Genomic DNA, 17,360 nt, shown 5'->3' with positions numbered 1-17,360 from the left:
TGTCACACTGGCTTCCATGCGGGTGCTGATCTGTGACGACTCGGCTCTGTTCCGCAAGGGGCTGGCCCTCCTGCTCGACCGCGTCGGCGTGACCGTCGTGGCGCAGGCCACCGACACCGCCGAACTCTCAGCCCTCCTCGAGACGCGACCCGCCGACGCCGTCATCCTCGACGTACGGATGCCTCCCACCTTCACCGACGAGGGACTGGTGGCGGCGACAGAACTGAAGGAACGCTTTCCCGCCCTCGGCGTACTGGTCCTGTCCACGTACGCCGAGGGCGCTTTGGCCGCGCGGCTGCTCGAATCGAGCCCGCGCGGCGTCGGCTATCTGCTGAAGGACCGCGTCGACGATGCGGCCGCGCTTCGGGACGCGCTGGAGCGGGTCGCCGCCGGCGGCGTCGCCGTCGACCCCGAGATCGTCAGCATGCTGTTCCAGCTGCGGCGGGAGGAGTCGCTCGCCGACCGGCTCACCGCACGGGAGCGGGAGGTGCTGCGCCTGATGGCCGAGGGCCGGTCGAACGCGGCGATCGCCAGGGCGCTGTTCCTCGGCACGAAGACGGTCGAGGCACACATCGCGGCCGTGCTCACCAAACTCGACCTGAGCCAGACCCCGGACGACAACCGCCGTGTCCTCGCGGTGCTCACGTGGCTGCGTATGGAGGGGACAGGTGCCCATCAGAATCGTGATCGCTGAGGACTCGCTGTTCGTACGCGAGGGCGTGCGGAGGGTCCTGGACCTCCAGCCCGATCTGGAGGTGGTCGCGACCTGCGGCGACCTCCCCGGGCTGATGGCGGCGGTGCGCGAGCACGATCCCGACGTCGTGGTGACCGACATCAGGATGCCGCCCACGGCCTCCGACGAGGGGGTCCAGGCCGCCGTCAGGCTGCGCGCGTCCCACCCGCGGGTGGGGGTCGTGGTCCTCTCCCAGTACGCCGAGCCCGCGTACGCGACGCCGCTGCTGGCCGGGGGCAGCAGCGGCCGGGCCTACCTGCTGAAGGAGCGGGTGAGCGACGCGCGCGACCTGATCGAGGCGGTCGGCACGGTGGCCCGGGGCGGCTCCGTGATCGACCCGGCGGTGGTGGACGCGCTGGTGGCCGACACCGTGCACGCGCGGTCGTCACCGCTGGCCCAGCTGACATCGCGCGAGCGCGACGTGCTGGCCCAGATCGCGCAGGGCAAGAGCAACGCCGCGGTCGGGGCGGCGTTGTTCCTGACCGAGCGGGCCGTGGAGAAGCACATCAACGCGCTGTTCGCCAAGCTCGGGCTGGGCATCGAGCCCGACGTGAACCGCCGCGTGATGGCGGTGCTGATGTACCTGTCCGAGCATGGTGGTGCTAGCACCCGCTGATCGTGGTGGTCACGCCCTTGGACACAGAACCGCGTTCGGGGAGGCTGGGGGCATGCAAGTGGTCGACGTGCTCATCGTGGACGACCAGGCTCCGTTCCGGTCGGTCGCCCGGGCGCTGATCCGGCTGCTGCCGGGATGGCGCGTGGTGGGCGAGGCGGAAACGGGCGAGGACGCTCTGGACCTGGCGATCGGCGACCGGCCCACCATGATTCTGATGGACATCAATCTGCCGGGGATCAACGGCATCGAGGCGACCCGGCGCATCCTGGCCGAGTCGCCCGACGTGAAGATCGTGCTGGTGTCGACGTACGCCGCGGACGATCTGCCGCCCGACGCCGGCACGTGCGGAGCGCTCGCCTACATCCGCAAGGACGACCTCACCCCCGCCCTGCTGCGCGCGCTTCCCGTCTGAGCGCCAGGCGGGCGGCCTGCCGGCCGCCCATGCCGTGCACACCGGGCCCGGGCGGAGTGCCGGCGGAGCAGATGTACAGGCCGGGGACAGGGGTCGCCCAGGGGTACGGGGAGTAGACCGGACGCCGGACGAACTGGCCCAGGTCGCCCGCCCCTCCGCCGATGTCTCCGCCGACGAGGTTGGCGTTGTGCGCCTCGAGCGCCGGTGTGTCCATGGTGGCACGAGCCAGCACGAGGTCCCGGAAGCCGGGGGCGAACCGCTCGATCTGCGCCTCCACCGCCTCGGTCATGTCCACCCTCGAGCCGTTCGGCACATGGCAGTAGGCCCACAGGACATGCGCACCCTCCGGAGCCCGGGTGGGGTCGGCCACGCACGGCTGGACGAGCAGCACGTAGGGCCGGTCCGGATGGCGCCGACGGTTCACCTCCGCCTCTCCGTGCGCGATCTCCTCCATCGTGCCGCCGAGGTGCACGGTCGCGGCCGTCCCCACGGCGGGGTCGGCCCACGGCACCGGGCCCGACAACGCCCAGTCGAGTTTGAACACCCCCGGGCCGTAACGGAACCGGCCCAGCCGCGCCCGGTACGCCGGGGGCAGCCGATGACCCGCCACGGCCAGCACCTGGCGCGGCGTGAGGTCCAGGAGGATCGACCTGGCCGCAGGCACCTCGTCGAGGCTCCGCACACGGTGGCCCGCGCGAGCCTCACCTCCGAGGTCCCTGAGGCGGCGGACGAGCGCGTCGGCGAGCCGCTGGGAGCCGCCGCGCACCAGGGGCCACCCCACGTGGTGCGCGAGCCCGGCCAGCATCAGCCCGTACCCACCCGTGATCGGCGCACGCAGGTCGAGCATCGAGTGCGCGGCCATCCCCGCGAGCGCCGCACGCGCCCCGGCCGTACGGAACACCGTACGGGCGAGGACGGTCGCGGGGAGCGCGGCCAGCGCACCGAACCGGGCGGCCCGCAGCGGCGCGCGCGGCACCGACAGAGGGGCGAGCAGCGTGTCGACGAGCCGATCGCCCCCGCGCGTGATCATCCCCACCGTGGCCCGCCATGCTCCGGCGTCCCTGCCGAGGCCCAGCGCGGTCTCGTCGAGTGAGCGATGGACGAGCACCGCCGGCCGCTTGTCCAGCGGATGCGCGGCCGGTACGGCGGGATGCGCCCACTCGACTCCCAGCTCCTGCCAGAACCGCTCCCGGCGGAACACGGGCGAGGCCAGCGCGAGCGGCAGCACGGTCGCACACAGGTCGTGCCGGAACCCGGGCAGTGTCACCTCCTCGGTGCGCAGCCCGCCGCCGAACGCGTCCGCCGCCTCCAGCAGCAGGACCCGGCGGCCCGCCTCCGCCATGGTGACGGCCGCCACCAGCCCGTTCGGGCCCGACCCGACCACCACGGCGTCGAAGCCGTCAGCCATGGACCGGCACCTCTCCCCTGATCGTCGTGCCGGCCCCGGGCGCGGAGTCGACGTGCAGCCGCCCGCCGATCGCGCCGAGCCGGTCGGTCATGTTGACGAACCCGTGCCCTCGGGCGGCGCCCGGCGTGAAGCCCGCGCCGTCGTCGCTCACGCTGAAGTGCAGAACGCCGTCCTCGGCGTGGATGCGCACCTCCACGGATGCGCCGGGGCCGGCGTACTTGCCCGCGTTCTGGATCGCCTCGAGGCAGCAGAAGTACACCGCGGCCTCGATCTGCTCCGGATAGCGTTCCGCCAGATCCACCTCCACCCGGTACGGCAGCGCGACCCGGCGGCCGGCCGAGCGCAGGGCCTCGCCGAGCCCGTGGTCGCGCAGCAGGGGCGGATAGATGCCGTGGGCAAGCTCGCGGAACGCGGCGTTGGTCTGCTGCACGTCGCCGCGCAGTTCGTCGAGGAGCTCGGCGGCCATGGCGACATCATCCTTGATGATCTCGCGGATGAGGCCGAGCTTGACCGCGAGCGCGACGAGATGTTGCTGTGCGCCGTCGTGCAGGTCGCGCTCGATCGCCCGCCGGGAGGCGTCCGCGGCCGTGACGATGCGCAGCCGGGACGCCTGCAGCTCCTCGTTGCGCTGCCGCAGCTCCTCCATCGAGGCCTGCAGAGCGGTGTCCAGGCGCATGTTGTGCAGGGCCAGCCCCACCTGGCGGGCCAGCTGGATGAGCACGCGGTCGTCCTCCTCGGAGAACTCGACGCCTTCGCGCGGCCGCCGCACCACGAGCAGGCCCAGCAGGTCGCCCAGGTGGGCGGCGGGCGCCACCCGGATCGGCGCCTCGCGGTCCTCCAGCAGCGCGGGCAGCCAGACCGACGACCAGGCGGTGCCGCCGATGCGGGTGCCCCCGATGACGAGCCGTTCCTTGTCGGTGAGGGTGATCACGTCGGCGGGGCGCTCGGGCACGCTGACCTGGCGGTGGAGCACGCCGTCCGCGCCCACCCACACCTCGGCGCCGGCCTGGCCGAGCGCGGCCCGCAGCGACTCCACGAGCTGGAGCAGCAACTCGTCGAACGGCACCGCGCGGCTCATCCGGGCGCCGAACGAAGCGAGCGCCTCCTCCGGCGTCTGCCCGCGCCGGCCGAGCAGCGACTTCCCCACCGAGACCAGGCGGAACCGCACGGGCAGGGCGAGCAGCACCGCCGTGAGCGAGGCGGCGACGCTGGCGACCAGCACGTCGCGCTCGGCGGCGACGGGACGGCGGGCCAGCCCGATGACCACGACCAGGTAGACGGCGACCACGAGCAGGGTCAGGCCCGCGATCACCACCGCCTCGACCAGAGCCCGCTCCGCCAGGCGCGCGGTCCCCCTCACCTGGCCGAACAGCAGGCCCACGGGCATGACCGCCATGGCGGCGAGCATCCAGGGCATGACATCGTGCGGAGTGTCGAGCAGGGCGTTGACCGCCACCAGGACGGCGTCGACGGCGGCGGTCACCACCGTGGCCGAGGCGATCCACTGCAGGGTGCGACGGCGCGCGGCGGGCGCCTTGGGGCAGCGGAGGGCCACACCCCCGAGCGCCACGGCCGAGGCCGCGACCGCGGCGGCGGCGACGGATCCCGGGGTGACCGGCAGCGTCGCCGTCCACACGAGCGCGCCCGCTGCCGCTCCGGCGGCGAGCAGCCGGCGGGCCCGGGATCCGAGCACGCCGTCCGGCAGGCTGAGGCCGCAGATCAGCCAGGCCGCCACGACCGCGGGCGCGGCCCGCGGCACCACGACGGCCACGCCGTGCGTCAGAGCGACGAGCCCGGCCATGCGGGCCAGTGCCGGACGGCCGGCGAGGAAGGCTCCCACCGTGGCGGCGAGCCAGGCGGCGGCGACGATCACGCAGGCGACGACCATGGCCTACTCCGCCCGCAGGATGTGGCCGATCCGCAGCCGGGAGGCGAGATGCCCCGGCCGGACGGCCAGCAGGTTGGCGACGGCGACGGTCAGCGGCCCGGCCAGGAGCAGCGCCGGCACCGCCAGGGGCGGCAGGTACAGCAGCGGCATCGTATCGGCCACCACCCTCCACAGGGTGCGCCCGAGCGCGACCCCGAGCGGCACCCCGAAGGACAGCCCGAACGCCGCCAGCAGCGTGGCCTGCACGACCACCGTCCAGCGGGCCTGCCGGCGCGTCATGCCCAGCGCCCGCAGCACCGCCACGTCGTGCCGCCGTCGCCGGACCGCCGTCGCCAGGGCGTGCCCGACGGCGCCGACCGCCAGGAGCGCCATGAAGACCGACAGGAGGACGGGGAGCTTCTCCACGCCGCGGATCTGGATCATCACCTGGGGCATCGGCCACGGCTCGCCGATGGCGAAGTTCTCGGCGCCCTTGACCGCTGCTACGGCGGCCTGCAGCCTCTCCCTCGCGGCGGCGACGTCGTACCCGGGACGCAGGGCGATCTCGGCGGCGTGGAACTTGAAGGCCTGCGCCCCGGCGAAGAGCCTTTCGTATCCGCCGGCGGTGATCCAGCCTCCGTCGCTGTAGTCGTTGTGCGGGCTGACGGGCACGAAACCGATCCCCGTGACGGTCATCGTCATCGGCGTGCCGCCGCCCCGCAGCGGAATCCGGTCCCCCACCCGCGCGCCGAGGGCGTCGGCGCTCTTGGGTGCGAGCGTGACCTCGCCCGCCGTCCGCGGCATCCGGCCGGCGAGAAGCACCACCGGCAGCGGCCGGCCCACCGGCGCGTAGGTGCCCATCGTGACGGAGGTGTCTCCGGACTCCGCGACCGCGATCCGGCTGTCGTTGACCCCTTGGACGATCGGCTCGCGCGCCAGGGTCTGGAGCACCTCGCGGGCCGGCCCGAAGTCCGTCCCGTTCAGGCCGAAGAACATCGCCAGCTGGTAGGTCTGCCCGAACCGCTCCGGATGCTCGGCCGCGTCCTGCACTCCGGCGGAGAACGTGAAGGCGGCCAGCACGCCGAGCACTCCGGAGACCGCGCCGAGCAGCGCCGGCCTGACCGGGACCGCACCGGTGCCCCTGCCCGGCTCCAGGGCGAACCGCGCGCCGACCACGAGCGGCACGGGAAGACCGGCCCGGGCCGCCGCGAGGGCCACCAGGGACCGGCGTCCCGCCGGATCGCGCCGGGCGGCGGCCAGGGCGACGGCCGCCGCGCCCACGGCCCCGGCGAGGACGAGCGCGGGGATCAGGATCCACCCGCCGGCCAGGACCAGCCAGTCCAGGTCGAAGCCGGGGGCGGGCTCGACCAGCGCCGCCGACCCGATCGGCATCCAGACGGACGCCACCGCGGCGGCGACGGCTCCGGCGGTCGCGCCGGTGAGCGCCCCGAGGAACGGACCGGCCGCGGCCACCCACGCCGCCTGGCGCGGTGTCAGGCCGATGGCCCGCAGCACCTGCAGGTCGGCGACCGTCGCCGCGGTGTAGCGGGCCACCGACTGCCCGATCAGCACGATCGCCGCGGCCAGCGCGGCGAGCCCGAAGGCGAGCAGCGAGGCGGCCTCGAAGCCGGCGATCCGGCGGGTGGGCTCGGCGAACTTCGTCTCGTTGTTCCACACGTCGATGTCGTTGCGGTGGGAGACCCGCGCGAGGCCCTCCCGGAACGCGGGGATGTCGTCCGCGCCGTCCTTCAGGCGGACAAGGGCGTTGAGGTAACCGTCCTCCCCGAGCATGTTCTCCCGGTATCTGGTGAACAGCGCGGGCGACGGGACGAGACCGCCCTTCTCTCCGACGTGATCGGCGAACCACGGCGAGCGGACCACACCGACGATCGTGACCGGGACGGACGGTCCGCGCGGCGGCTCCGCCGACGGGTCGTAGTTCGGGTCCGCGACCTGCTCGCGGGACATCAGCCGCAGGACCAGCCGGTCGCCCACGCGGCGGTGGTAGGACCGGGTGAACATCGGACTGACCACGACCTCGTCGGCCCGTCCCGGATCGGGCAGCCGTCCGTCGAAGACGACGGGCCGCTCGACGGTGTGCAGGAACTCCGCGTCGCCGGGAGGGAACCCGGAGATGTTGTCGGACACGGGGATGCCGTCCACCCAGAAGCCCCCTGACACCGCGAACGTCGCCAGCGCCGCGACCTGGGGGAGCGCCCGTACCGCGTTCCAGTCGAAGCCCGGCTGGTTGGGCAGGACCGTGATCGTGGCGGGAAGCGTCTCCCGCTCCAGCCGGTCCATCGCCGTGCCGCCGCGCCGCGCGCCCGCCACCGAGGCCAGCACGGTGGCCGAGGCGAACGCCACGAGCAGGGTGAGCACCGCCAGTGACCGCCATCGGCGGCGTAACTCCAGCCGCAGCCAGGTGGTCGTAATGATCATGGTCGCTCACTCCGTCCGAAGGATGTGGCCGATTGGCAGCCGGGCGGCCAGACGCCCCGGCCACAACGCGAGAAGGTTGGCGACCAGGACCGCGGCCGGTCCGATCGCCAGCAGCGCCCAGAGGGCGACGGGCGGCTCGTAGAACAGCGGTGTCCGCTCCGCGACGACGCGCCAGAGCGTGCGGCCGAGCGCGACGCCGAGCGGCACGCCGAACGCCAGCCCGACCACCGCCAGCAGCGACCCCTGGGTGAACACGACGAGCCGCGCCTGAGCACGCGTCATGCCGAGAGCACGCATGACGGCGACCTCGTGCCTGCGCCGCCGTACCGCGGTGGCGAGCGCGTGGCCCACCGCGCCCACGGCGAGCAGCGCCAGGAAGCCGCCGAGGAAGAGCGGGAGGATCTGGACGTCCTGGACCTCGGCGAGCTGCTCGGGCGGTTGCACCGCGTCGATGGAGACCCGGTCGCCGCCCTCGACCCCGGCCACGGCCTTCGTGAGGCGGCCCAGGACGGCCTGCGGATCCGCGCCCGGACGCAGGGCGACGAGCGCCAGATGGTACTTGAAGTCCGCGCCGAACAACGCCTCGAATCCGGCCGTGGTGGTCCACGCCCCCACGTCGTAGTCGTTGTGCGATCCCTGCGGGACGAAGCCGATCCCGCGGACGGTCACCTCCCGCGGCCCGGTCGTGCCCGCGAGCCGCACGGACGAGCCGACCTCGGCGCCCAGGGCGCGCGCGGTCGTGGGAGCGAGGACGACCTCGCCGGGATCCTCGGGCATCCGCCCCGACAGGAGCACGACGTCCGCCGCTCCGCTGACGGGGTGGTGGCGGTAGACCGTGACCGAGACGTCGCCCGCCTCCGCGACCGCCACCCGGCTGTCGTTCACCCCGGCGACGTCGGGGTCCCGGGCCATGACGTCCGTCGCCCGCTCCGCCGCGGCCCAGTCCTTGCCTCCTTCTCCGAGGTAGGCGGTGAGCTGGAAGGTCTGGCCGAACCTCGCGGGATTGCCGGCCGCGTCGGCGACCCCCGCGGCGAACGTGAAAGAGGCGAGCACGCCGAGCACGCCCGCGGCCGCCGCCAGCAGCGCGGGGCGTACCGGGACGGCGCCGGGAGCCTGGCCACGCTCCAGGGCGAACCGGGCGCCGGCCACCAGGGGCACGGGCAGCCCGAGGCGGTCCGCCGCCCGCGCCACCGCGGAGCGGACCGGCGCCGCCGTGGACCGCGCCGACACGACGGCGAGCCAGGCCGCGGCGAGCGCCCCGGCCAGGACCAGCAGCGGCACGGCGGCCCAGCCGCAGGCGAGCACGAGCAGGTCGGCGTCGAAGCCGGGGGCGGGCTCGACCAGGGAGGCGGCGCCGATCGGCATCCACGCGGAGGCCACCGCCGCGCCCCCGGCCCCCAGCGTCGAGCCGGCGACGGAGGCGAGGAACGGCCCGGCGCACGCGGCGGCCAGGCACTGCCGCGTCGTCAGCCCCGACGCCCGCAGGACCTGCAGCTCGCCGACGCCGGCCGCGACGTAGCGGGCCACGGACTGGCCGACGAGGACGAGCGCGGCGGCCAGGGCCACCAGGGCGAAGACGGCGAGACACAGGCTCTCGTAGGCGTTGACCTGCTGGCGGTGCCGGGTGACGTCGCCGGCGTTCCAGATCTCGATGTCCGTACGCCCGGTGATCTTCGCCAGCCCGGCGCGGAAGGCGGGCAGCCCGCGCTCCCCCTGGTCGAGCCGGACCAGGGCGTTGACGAAGCCCGACGAGGAGGCGCCGAGGAAGTTCTCCCGATACGTGGCGACGAGGGCGGGCGAGGGGAAGACGGAGAACCAGGTGCCCTTGTCCCCGAGCTTGTCGGAGTACCACGGGGAGCGGATGACGCCGACGATCCGCGCCCGCACGCGGGGACCGCCCGGATCGCCGCCGAGATCGAAGTCACCGGCCTGCCGCTCGGACAGCAGGCGCAGGGTGAGGGTGTCTCCGACGCCCAGTCCGTACGCGACGGGGAAGTAGCCGGTGACCACGACCTCGTCCGGGCGGCCGGGGTCGGCGAGCCGCCCCTCCAGCACCACGGGCCGTTCGACGGTCCGGTACGCGTCACGGTCCACCGGCGGGAGGTAGCCCCAGTAGCCGGGCAGCTCCTCGACGAAGAAGGGCGCGACGGCGAAGCCGGACACGGCCGCGACCCCGGGCAGTGAGCGCACCGCGTCCCAGTCGAATTCCGGCTGGTTGGGCAGGACGACCGCGTCGGCCGGCAGGGTGACGGCGTTCAGGCGGGCCATCGCGCTCTCTCCCCGCCGCGCGCCGGCCAGGGCCGCCAGCACCGTGGCGGTCGCCACCGCCACGAGCAGCGCGAGCACGGCCAGCGACCGCGCTCGCCTGCGCGCCTCCAGGCGGAGCCAGACGGCGACGAGGCTCACAGGGCCTCCACTCGGCCGTCGCGCATCCGCACGGTCCGGGTCGCGCCCGCGGCCACCTCCGGCGAGTGCGTCACCATGATGATCGTCTGGCCGGCGCCGTGCAGCCGGCGGAACAGTTCGAGGATCTCCAGGCCGCCCTCGCTGTCGAGCGCGCCGGTCGGCTCGTCGGCCAGCAGCAGCGTCGGCTCGTTCACGAGCGCGCGGGCGATCGCCAGGCGCTGACGCTGTCCTCCGGACAACACCGCGGGCACCTGCTCCGCGCGGTCGCTCAGGCCGAGCAGGTCGAGCACGTCGCGGGCCCGGGACTCGGCGGCCCGCCGCTTCATGCCGGCGAGCACGCCGGGCATGACCAGGTTGTCCAGCGCGGACACGCCGTCGAGCAGGTTGAAGAACTGGAACACGAACCCGATGTGGCCGCGCCGGAAGCGGGCGAGCCAGTCCTCGTCCCTGCCGTCGACGCGCTCGCCCGCGACCTCGATCGTCCCCTCGTCGACCGCGTCGAGCCCCGCGATGACATTGAGCAGCGTCGACTTGCCGCAGCCGGAGGGGCCGGTGACCGCGACGAACTCCCCTCGGCGTACGTCGAGGTCGACTCCGCGCAGTGCGCGCACCGGGGCGAGGTCGGCGGTGAAGGTGCGCCTGGCGCCGCGGACGCGTACCGCGGCGGGTTCCGTGGTGACGCCGTCGATCTCGGCGGCCGGCTGGGGGGCGGACATCTCAGTTCACCTCAAGGTGATAGGCGTTGACGGGGGTGGAGCGGCCCTTGACGAGTCGCGGACCGAGCGGTTTCCAGGACCAGCCGTCGCCGGCCGCGCGCACGGTCGTCTCCGCCGCGACCGTGCCGGCGGGGCGTGCCAGGTCCTGCATGCGCTGCGCGAGGTTCACCGTGTCTCCGACGAGGGTGTACTCCACCCGTTCATCGCTTCCGAGCAGGGCCGCCGCTACTTCCCCGGTGCACAGGCCGATGCCGAGGCCGAAGGGGACGAGCCCCTGCCCTGCCCACTCGGCGTCGAGCCCGCGCTGCCGGACATGCATCTCACAGGCCGCGCGCACGGCCCTCGCGGCGTGGTCGGGTGCGGGATCGGGGGCGCCGAAGACGGCCATCACGGCGTCCCCCACGTACTGCATGACCGTGCCGCCCGCGCTGAGGATCGCCGCGTTCATGGCCCGTCGGTGGGCGTTGAGCTGGCCCGCGAGCACCGCCGGGTCGGTGGCCTCCGCGATGGCCGAATAGCCGCGCACGTCCGACATCAGCACGGTCACGACCAGCCGCTCCGTGCGGCCGGCGGCGTCGCGGTCGCGCAGCAGCTTGTCGGCGAGGCCGCCGGGGAGCAGGCGTGACAGCGTCTCACCCTGCTCGTCGCGGCGCAGGATCGCGGTGTGCAGCATCCGCAGCCGGCGCAGCGCCCCCTGCAGTCCCGCGCTCGCGCCCCTGGCGAGGACGAGGAAGAGCTGCTCGATCTCGGCGTTGACGGCCTCGGGCGGCTCCCCCCGGGAAGCGGCGATGGCCTTCACCGTACGGCCCTGGGCGACCTGGTGGAGCAGGTCCTCCTCCGCGGGCGAGAGCCGCCCCTCGTCGCGGGCCGGCGTCACCAGCTCCCGCACGATCACCGGGTCGATGAGCGAACCGCCGGCGGCGACCTCCCGGATGGCCCTGCCGAGCAGGCCGGCGTCGGCGACCCGGTCCTTGAGGAGGTAGGCGTACCCGGCGGCGCCCTCGTCCAGCAGCCGGATCGCGTAGTCCGGGTCGTCGTACTGGCTCAGCACCACGACGCCGGTGCCCGGTAATCGCTTGCGCACCTCACGTGCCGCCTCGATCCCCTCGTCCTGGTAGGTCGGCGGCATCCGGATGTCGGTGACGACGACCTGCGGGCGCAACCGGACCGCGGCGGCCACCACTTCGGCGTAGTCGGCGGCCAGCCCCACGATCTCCAGGGCGGCGTCGCGGCGGAGCAGCGCGCGCACGCCCTCACGGACGATCAGGTTGTCGTCCGCGAGCACCACGGTGATGCGTTCCACGAGCCGAATTACATATCCGGCGAGACCGGACGGGAAGGGTGCCAGGACCACAGCCGGGGGGTGCTGGCACCCCCGCGCTCTCGCAGGCTGGCGCCCTCGAAAGCCGCCCGCGTGGTTCCTACGGTCGGAGCATGCGAGTCGAATCGACGATCACCTCTGTCTCCTGGATCCCGTCCGAAGCGGTCAAGGGCTACACCAAGCCCGCGTTCACGATGGGACTCACGCACTACGACGATCCGCCGCCCGACGTGATCACAGACCTCGACGGCCTGCGCGACCGCGACGCGTTCAGGTTCGCCAACCGGCTCCGGGTCTGGGCCGAGTTCGACGGCGCCCGGGTGGTCGCGCACGGTGCGGACGGCGGCCTCGTCATGGGCGCCACGACCGTCCGCCTGGGCCCGCTGGGCGTGAGGTTCGCCGCGTACGGCCTGCCCGACCTGAGGCCCGAGCCGCGGACGGGCGACGGGTGGATCACCTTCAGGCAGACCGCGGGCGGACGTACGGCGCTGCCGTTTCCGAGGCGGGTCGCGCGGCCGCCGTACCTGCGGATGCAGTCGCCGCTGGTGTGGACCACGCTCGCGGTGACCCTGCACGCCGACGGGCGGGCCGAGGGGACGCTGGAGGGCGCCAGCCCGTTCCCCCGGCACTGGGTCTACGGGCCCGACGGCCGGCTGTCGCTCAAGGCGGGCATCACCGACTTCGCGGCGTGGGCGGCCCAGGAGGGGCCCGGCCGCACGCCGTGGGGCGACGAGGACTCCCCGGTTCTGGTGACCGCCGCCGAGACGGCGCTGGAGCGTCAGCTGTCCCTGCTGATCATGCGCGATGCCCGCAAGCCGGTCATCCGCTCGCTACCCGCCGGTTCGCGGCTCGTCCGGCAGGGCGAACCGGGCTCCTCTCTGTTCCTGCTTCTCGACGGCGTCCTGGGGGTGGACGTGGACGGCAGTCCGCTGCCCGAGCTCGGCCCCGGCGCGATCCTCGGTGAGCGCGCGGTGCTCGAAGGCGGCGTGCGCACGGCGACGCTGACGGCGCTGACGCCGATCAGGGTCGCCGAGGCGGCCGCGGACGTGGTGGACAAAAAGGCGCTGGCCGCGCTGGCCGAGGGGCACCGCCGAGAGGAACAGCTCACGTGAGGCTCGCGATGCTCGGCGTCCGCGGCTCGACCCCGGCGCCGGGCCCCGAGTTCGTGCGGTACGGCGGTCACACCAGCTGCGTCGCCGTACTGCCCGACGACTCCGCCGTCCCGGCCCTGGTCCTGGACGCGGGAACCGGCCTGCGCGGGCTGGGCGCCCTGCTGGGCGGGGCGCCGTTCCGCGGCTCCGTCGTGGTCACCCACCTCCACTGGGACCACGTGCAGGGCCTGCCGTTCTGTCCGCCGCTCGACCACCCCGGCGCGCGGGTCGACCTCTACCTGCCCTCGCCGCGGCCGCTGGAGGCGCTGACCCGTGTCATGTCCCCGCCGCACTTCCCCATCACCCCGGACGGGCTCGCGGGCATCTGGCGGTTCCTCACCTCGGCCTGCGGCGTGATCGAGGGATACACCGTGACCGTGGCCGAGATCTCCCACAAGGGCGGCACCACCCACGGCATCCGAGTCGAGGGCGACGGAGTCTCGATCGCGTACCTGCCCGACCACTCGCCGCAGGCGGGATGCGCGGCGGCCGCCGAGCTGGCGGCGGACGTGGACCTGCTGCTGCACGACGGCCAGTTCCTGCCCGGGGAGCAGGCGATGGCCGACGCCTACGGCCATTCCACGGTCGCGGACGCCACCGCCTTCGCCGCCCGCTGCGGCGCCCGCCGCCTCGTCCTCACCCACCACGCCCCGACCCGGGCGGACGACGCGCTGGACGTGCTGGCCAAGGAAGTGGAGGTGGCGCGCCAGGGCGACGTCCTCACCCTCTGACCCTGGCCGGGCGACCGGTCAACCGGCCAGGCAGGCCGGGCCGAGCAGTTGCTTGAGGTCGCCCATCAGGGCGGGTGACGGGGTCACCCGGAGCCGGTCGTCCAGCCGCATGACCGTCGTACGCGGCCCGTTGTGCACCTGGAGGTGGACCTCCGTCGTCCCGGGGTGGGTGGTGAGCACCTCCTTGAGCCGGCCGACGACGGGCGGCGTGCAGCGGTTGATCGGCATGCTCACCACCAGCGGCCCGCCCGACTCGGCCGTGAGGTCCGGCGCGGTCACCTCCATCGCGATGATCTTCGCGACGTCCTCCCGCTTGTCGATCCTGCCCTTGACGAAGACGATCGCGTCCTCGGCGAGCACGGTCGCGCAGAGCTGGTAGGCCGACGGGAAGATCATGACCTCGATCGAGCCCTCCAGGTCCTCCAGCATGGTGAGGACCCAGGTGTCGCCCTTCTTGGTCACCTTCCGCTGCAGGCCCGACAGGATGCCGCCGACCGTGACGACCTGCCCGTCGGGGCGGCTGTCGTCCTGCAGCGCGGCGATCGAGCAGTCGGCGCCCGCCGACAGGATGTGCTCGACGCCGAACAGCGGGTGGTCGGAGACGTACAGGCCGAGCATCTCCCGCTCGAACTGCAGCAGCGTCGTCTTGTCCCACTCCCCCGGCGGGATCTGCACGTCGAAGGTCTGGTCCTCGGCGCCGTCGATCGCGCCGAACAGCGAGTCCTGGCCGATCGCCTCGTTCTTCTTGATGTCGATGATCGCGTCGACGGCCTGCTCGTGCACCATCAGCAGGCCCTTGCGCACGTGCCCGAACGAGTCGAACGCGCCCGACTTGATCAGCGACTCGATGACGCGCTTGTTGCAGACGATCGCGGGGACCTTGCGAAGGAAGTCCTTGAAGTCGGTGAACCTGCCCTTCTCCTTGCGCGCCGCGATGATCCCGTCCACGACGTTCGCGCCGACGTTGCGGATGGCCGACAGGCCGAACCGGATGTCGGTGCCGCGCGGGGTGAAGTCGAAGTCGGAGTCGTTGACGTCCGGCGGGAGCACCTTGATGCCCATGCGGCGGCACTCGTTGAGGTAGAGCGCCGACTTGTCCTTGTCGTCCTTGACGCTGGTCAGCAGCGCCGCCATGTACTCGGCCGGGTAGTTGGCCTTGAGGTAGGCGGTCCAGTAGGACACCAGGCCGTACCCGGCGGTGTGGGCCTTGTTGAACGCGTAGTCGGAGAAGGGGAGAAGGATGTCCCACAGGGCCTTGATGGCCGCCGCGGAGAACCCGTTCTCCTTCATGCCCTTCTCGAAGAACTCGAACTGCTTGTCCAGCTCGGACTTCTTCTTCTTGCCCATCGCGCGGCGGAGCAGGTCCGCGCCGCCGAGCGTGTAGTTGGCCACCTTCTGGGCGATGGCCATGACCTGCTCCTGATAGACGATCAGGCCGTAGGTCGTGCTGAGGATGTCCTTGAGCGGTTCCTCCAGCTCGGGGTGGATCGGGATGATCTCCTGCTGGCCGTTCTTGCGCAGCGCGTAGTTGGTGTGCGAGTTGGCGCCCATCGGGCCGGGCCGGTAGAGCGCGAGGGCCGCGGAGATGTCCTCGAAGTTGTCGGGCTTCATCAGCCGCAGCAGCGTGCGCATGCCGCCGCCGTCCAGCTGGAAGATGCCGAGCGTGTCGCCCTTGGCCAGCAGCTCGTACGTCCTGGTGTCGTCGAGCGGGAGCTCCAGCAGCTCGATCTTGTTCCCGGTGTTGCCCTCGATCATCTTCAGGCAGTCGTCGATGATCGTGAGGTTGCGCAGGCCCAGGAAGTCCATCTTCAGCAGGCCGAGCGTCTCGCAGGTCGGGTAGTCGAACTGCGTGATGATCGCGCCGTCCGAGTCGCGGCGCATGATCGGGATGTGGTCGGTCAGCGGCTCGGCCGACATGATGACGCCGGCGGCGTGCACGCCGGTCTGCCGGATCAGGCCCTCCAGGCCGCGCCCGAGGTCGATCGTCGCCTTGACGTCGACGTCCTCCTCGTACAGCTTGCGCAGCTCGCCCGCCTCGTTGTAGCGCGGGTGGTCGGAGTCGAAGATGCCCGACAGCGGGATGTCCTTGCCCATCACCGCGGGGGGGAACGCCTTGGAGATGCGGTCGCCCAGCGCGTACGGGTAGCCGAGGACGCGGCCGGCGTCCTTCACGGCCGCCTTCGCCTTGATGGTGCCGAAGGTGGCGATCATGGCGACCTTGTCGGCGCCCCACTTCTCGGTCACGTAGCGGATCACGTCGGCGCGCCTGCGCTCGTCGAAGTCGATGTCGATGTCGGGCATCGAGACGCGCTCGGGGTTGAGGAACCGCTCGAAGATCAGGCCGTGCGGGATCGGGTCGAGGTCGGTGATGCCCAGCGAGTACGCGACCAGCGAACCGGCGGCCGAACCACGGCCGGGACCGACCCGGATGCCGTTGTTCTTGGCCCACATGATGAAGTCGGCGACCACGAGGAAGTAGCTCGGGAAGCCCATCTGGATGATGACGCCGAGCTCGTTCTCGACCCAGGCGCGGTGCTCCTCGTCCACGCCGCCGGGGAAGCGGCGCTTCAGGCCCTCCCAGACCTGCTGCCGGAAGTATTCCTCCTCCGTCATCCCCTCGGGGATCGGGTAGGTCGGCATCAGGTTGTGGTAGGGGAAGAAGCCCTCGGGGTCGACCTTCTCGGCCACCAGCAGTGTGTTGCGGCACCCCTCCTGCCAGATGTCGGAGGAGTCGACCGCGCGCATCTCGTCGGCCGTCTTGATGTAGTAGCCGCTGCCGTCGAACCGGAACCGGTCGGGATCGCTGAGCTGCTTGCCGGTCTGGATGCACAGGAGCGCGTCGTGACCGGCGGCGTCCGACTCGTACGTGTAGTGGGAGTCGTTGGTGACCACCGGGGGGATGTCCAGCTCGCGGCTGATCCGGACCAGGCCGTCGCGGACCCGGCGCTCGATGTCGAGGCCGTGGTCCATGATCTCCAGGAAGTAGTTGTCCTTCCCGAAGATCTCCTGGAACTTCGCGGCCGCCTTGAGCGCCTCGTCGTACTGGCCGAGCCGCAGCCGGGTCTGCACCTCTCCGGACGGGCAGCCGGTCGTGGCCATCAGGCCCTCGGCGTGCTCGGCGAGGATGTCGGCGTCCATCCGGGCCCACTTGCGGACGAAGCCCTCGGTGTAGGCACGCGAGCTGAGCTTCATCAGGTTCTGCAGGCCGGTCTTGTTCCGCGCCCAGATGGTCATGTGGGTGTAGTAGCCACCCGCCGACACGTCGTCGCTCTTCTGGTGCGGCTCGCCCCACAGCACCGGCTTCTTGTGCATGCGCGACTCGGGCGCGACGTACGCCTCGATGCCGAGGATGGGCTTCACCCCGGCGCCGGTCGCCTGCTTGTAGAAGTCGTAGGCGCCGTGCATGTTGCCGTGGTCGGTGATCGCGATCGCGGGCATCTCCAGCTCGCCCACGAGTTTGAACATCTGCTTCAGCCGCGCCGCTCCGTCGAGCATCGAATACTCGGTGTGGACGTGCAGATGAACAAACGAATCACCCATGAGACCCCCATCGTCACCGG

At 72.6% G+C, this 17,360-nt stretch carries 12 protein-coding genes; 5 read left to right on the top strand and 7 right to left on the bottom strand.

What is annotated here, in order from left to right; all coding sequences use genetic code 11:
* Positions 1-16: 16 nt before the first annotated feature.
* From IL992_RS09380 to IL992_RS09370, 3 genes are read left to right on the top strand one after another with little or no spacing between them, the layout of a single operon-like run.
* The gene (locus IL992_RS09380) at positions 17-694 is read left to right on the top strand and encodes a response regulator transcription factor (RefSeq protein ID WP_193202915.1); all 678 of its coding nucleotides are present in this window, start codon (positions 17-19) and stop codon (positions 692-694) included.
* On the top strand, positions 669-1,349 hold the full coding sequence (locus IL992_RS09375; RefSeq protein WP_193202914.1) for a response regulator transcription factor: 681 nt from the start codon (positions 669-671) through the stop codon (positions 1,347-1,349). Before IL992_RS09380 ends, IL992_RS09375 begins: the two co-directional genes overlap by 26 nt.
* Before the next feature lie 52 nt (positions 1,350-1,401).
* Positions 1,402-1,761 carry a response regulator gene (locus IL992_RS09370; protein WP_226872578.1) on the top strand — a complete coding sequence of 120 codons (360 nt, stop codon included), beginning with the start codon at positions 1,402-1,404 and terminating at the stop codon, positions 1,759-1,761.
* On the opposite strand, the gene IL992_RS09365 is transcribed toward IL992_RS09370, so the two are convergent.
* From IL992_RS09365 to IL992_RS09340, 6 genes are read right to left on the bottom strand one after another with little or no spacing between them, the layout of a single operon-like run.
* A complete protein-coding gene (locus tag IL992_RS09365) occupies positions 1,727-3,169 on the bottom strand; it encodes a phytoene desaturase family protein (protein ID WP_193202913.1) in 1,443 nt (480 codons plus the stop codon). The genes IL992_RS09370 and IL992_RS09365 overlap by 35 nt on opposite strands.
* Positions 3,162-5,057 (bottom strand): sensor histidine kinase, encoded by a 1,896-nt coding sequence (locus IL992_RS09360; protein ID WP_193202912.1) that lies wholly within the window; start codon positions 5,055-5,057, stop codon positions 3,162-3,164. Before IL992_RS09360 ends, IL992_RS09365 begins: the two co-directional genes overlap by 8 nt.
* Positions 5,058-5,060: 3 nt before the next feature.
* On the bottom strand, positions 5,061-7,475 hold the full coding sequence (locus IL992_RS09355; RefSeq protein ID WP_193202911.1) for an ABC transporter permease: 2,415 nt from the start codon (positions 7,473-7,475) through the stop codon (positions 5,061-5,063).
* A gap of 6 nt (positions 7,476-7,481) precedes the next feature.
* On the bottom strand, positions 7,482-9,881 hold the full coding sequence (locus tag IL992_RS48255) for an ABC transporter permease (RefSeq protein ID WP_193202910.1): 2,400 nt from the start codon (positions 9,879-9,881) through the stop codon (positions 7,482-7,484).
* On the bottom strand, positions 9,878-10,597 hold the full coding sequence (locus tag IL992_RS09345) for an ABC transporter ATP-binding protein (RefSeq protein WP_193202909.1): 720 nt from the start codon (positions 10,595-10,597) through the stop codon (positions 9,878-9,880). The genes IL992_RS48255 and IL992_RS09345 overlap by 4 nt, the downstream gene beginning before the upstream one ends.
* Position 10,598: 1 nt before the next feature.
* The gene (locus tag IL992_RS09340; protein WP_319018444.1) at positions 10,599-11,900 is read right to left on the bottom strand and encodes an adenylate/guanylate cyclase domain-containing protein; all 1,302 of its coding nucleotides are present in this window, start codon (positions 11,898-11,900) and stop codon (positions 10,599-10,601) included.
* A gap of 131 nt (positions 11,901-12,031) precedes the next feature.
* Between IL992_RS09340 and IL992_RS09335 the strand changes: the two genes are divergently transcribed.
* Together IL992_RS09335 and IL992_RS09330 are read left to right on the top strand one after the other, a co-directional pair.
* Entirely contained in the window at positions 12,032-13,030 is a 999-nt protein-coding gene (locus tag IL992_RS09335) for a cyclic nucleotide-binding domain-containing protein (RefSeq protein ID WP_193202908.1), read from the top strand.
* A complete protein-coding gene (locus IL992_RS09330; RefSeq protein WP_193202907.1) occupies positions 13,027-13,800 on the top strand; it encodes an MBL fold metallo-hydrolase in 774 nt (257 codons plus the stop codon). The genes IL992_RS09335 and IL992_RS09330 overlap by 4 nt, the downstream gene beginning before the upstream one ends.
* Positions 13,801-13,818: 18 nt before the next feature.
* Here IL992_RS09330 and dnaE read toward each other — a convergent pair whose 3' ends face one another.
* Positions 13,819-17,340, bottom strand: coding sequence for a DNA polymerase III subunit alpha (dnaE, locus tag IL992_RS09325; RefSeq protein ID WP_193202906.1), 3,522 nt, complete (start codon positions 17,338-17,340; stop codon positions 13,819-13,821).
* Between the last annotated feature and the right edge of the window lie 20 nt (positions 17,341-17,360).

The sequence above is a fragment of the Microbispora sitophila genome (assembly GCF_014892245.1).
Classification (GTDB): domain Bacteria; phylum Actinomycetota; class Actinomycetes; order Streptosporangiales; family Streptosporangiaceae; genus Microbispora; species Microbispora siamensis.
This window is presented reverse-complemented; position numbering and strand designations above follow the sequence as displayed.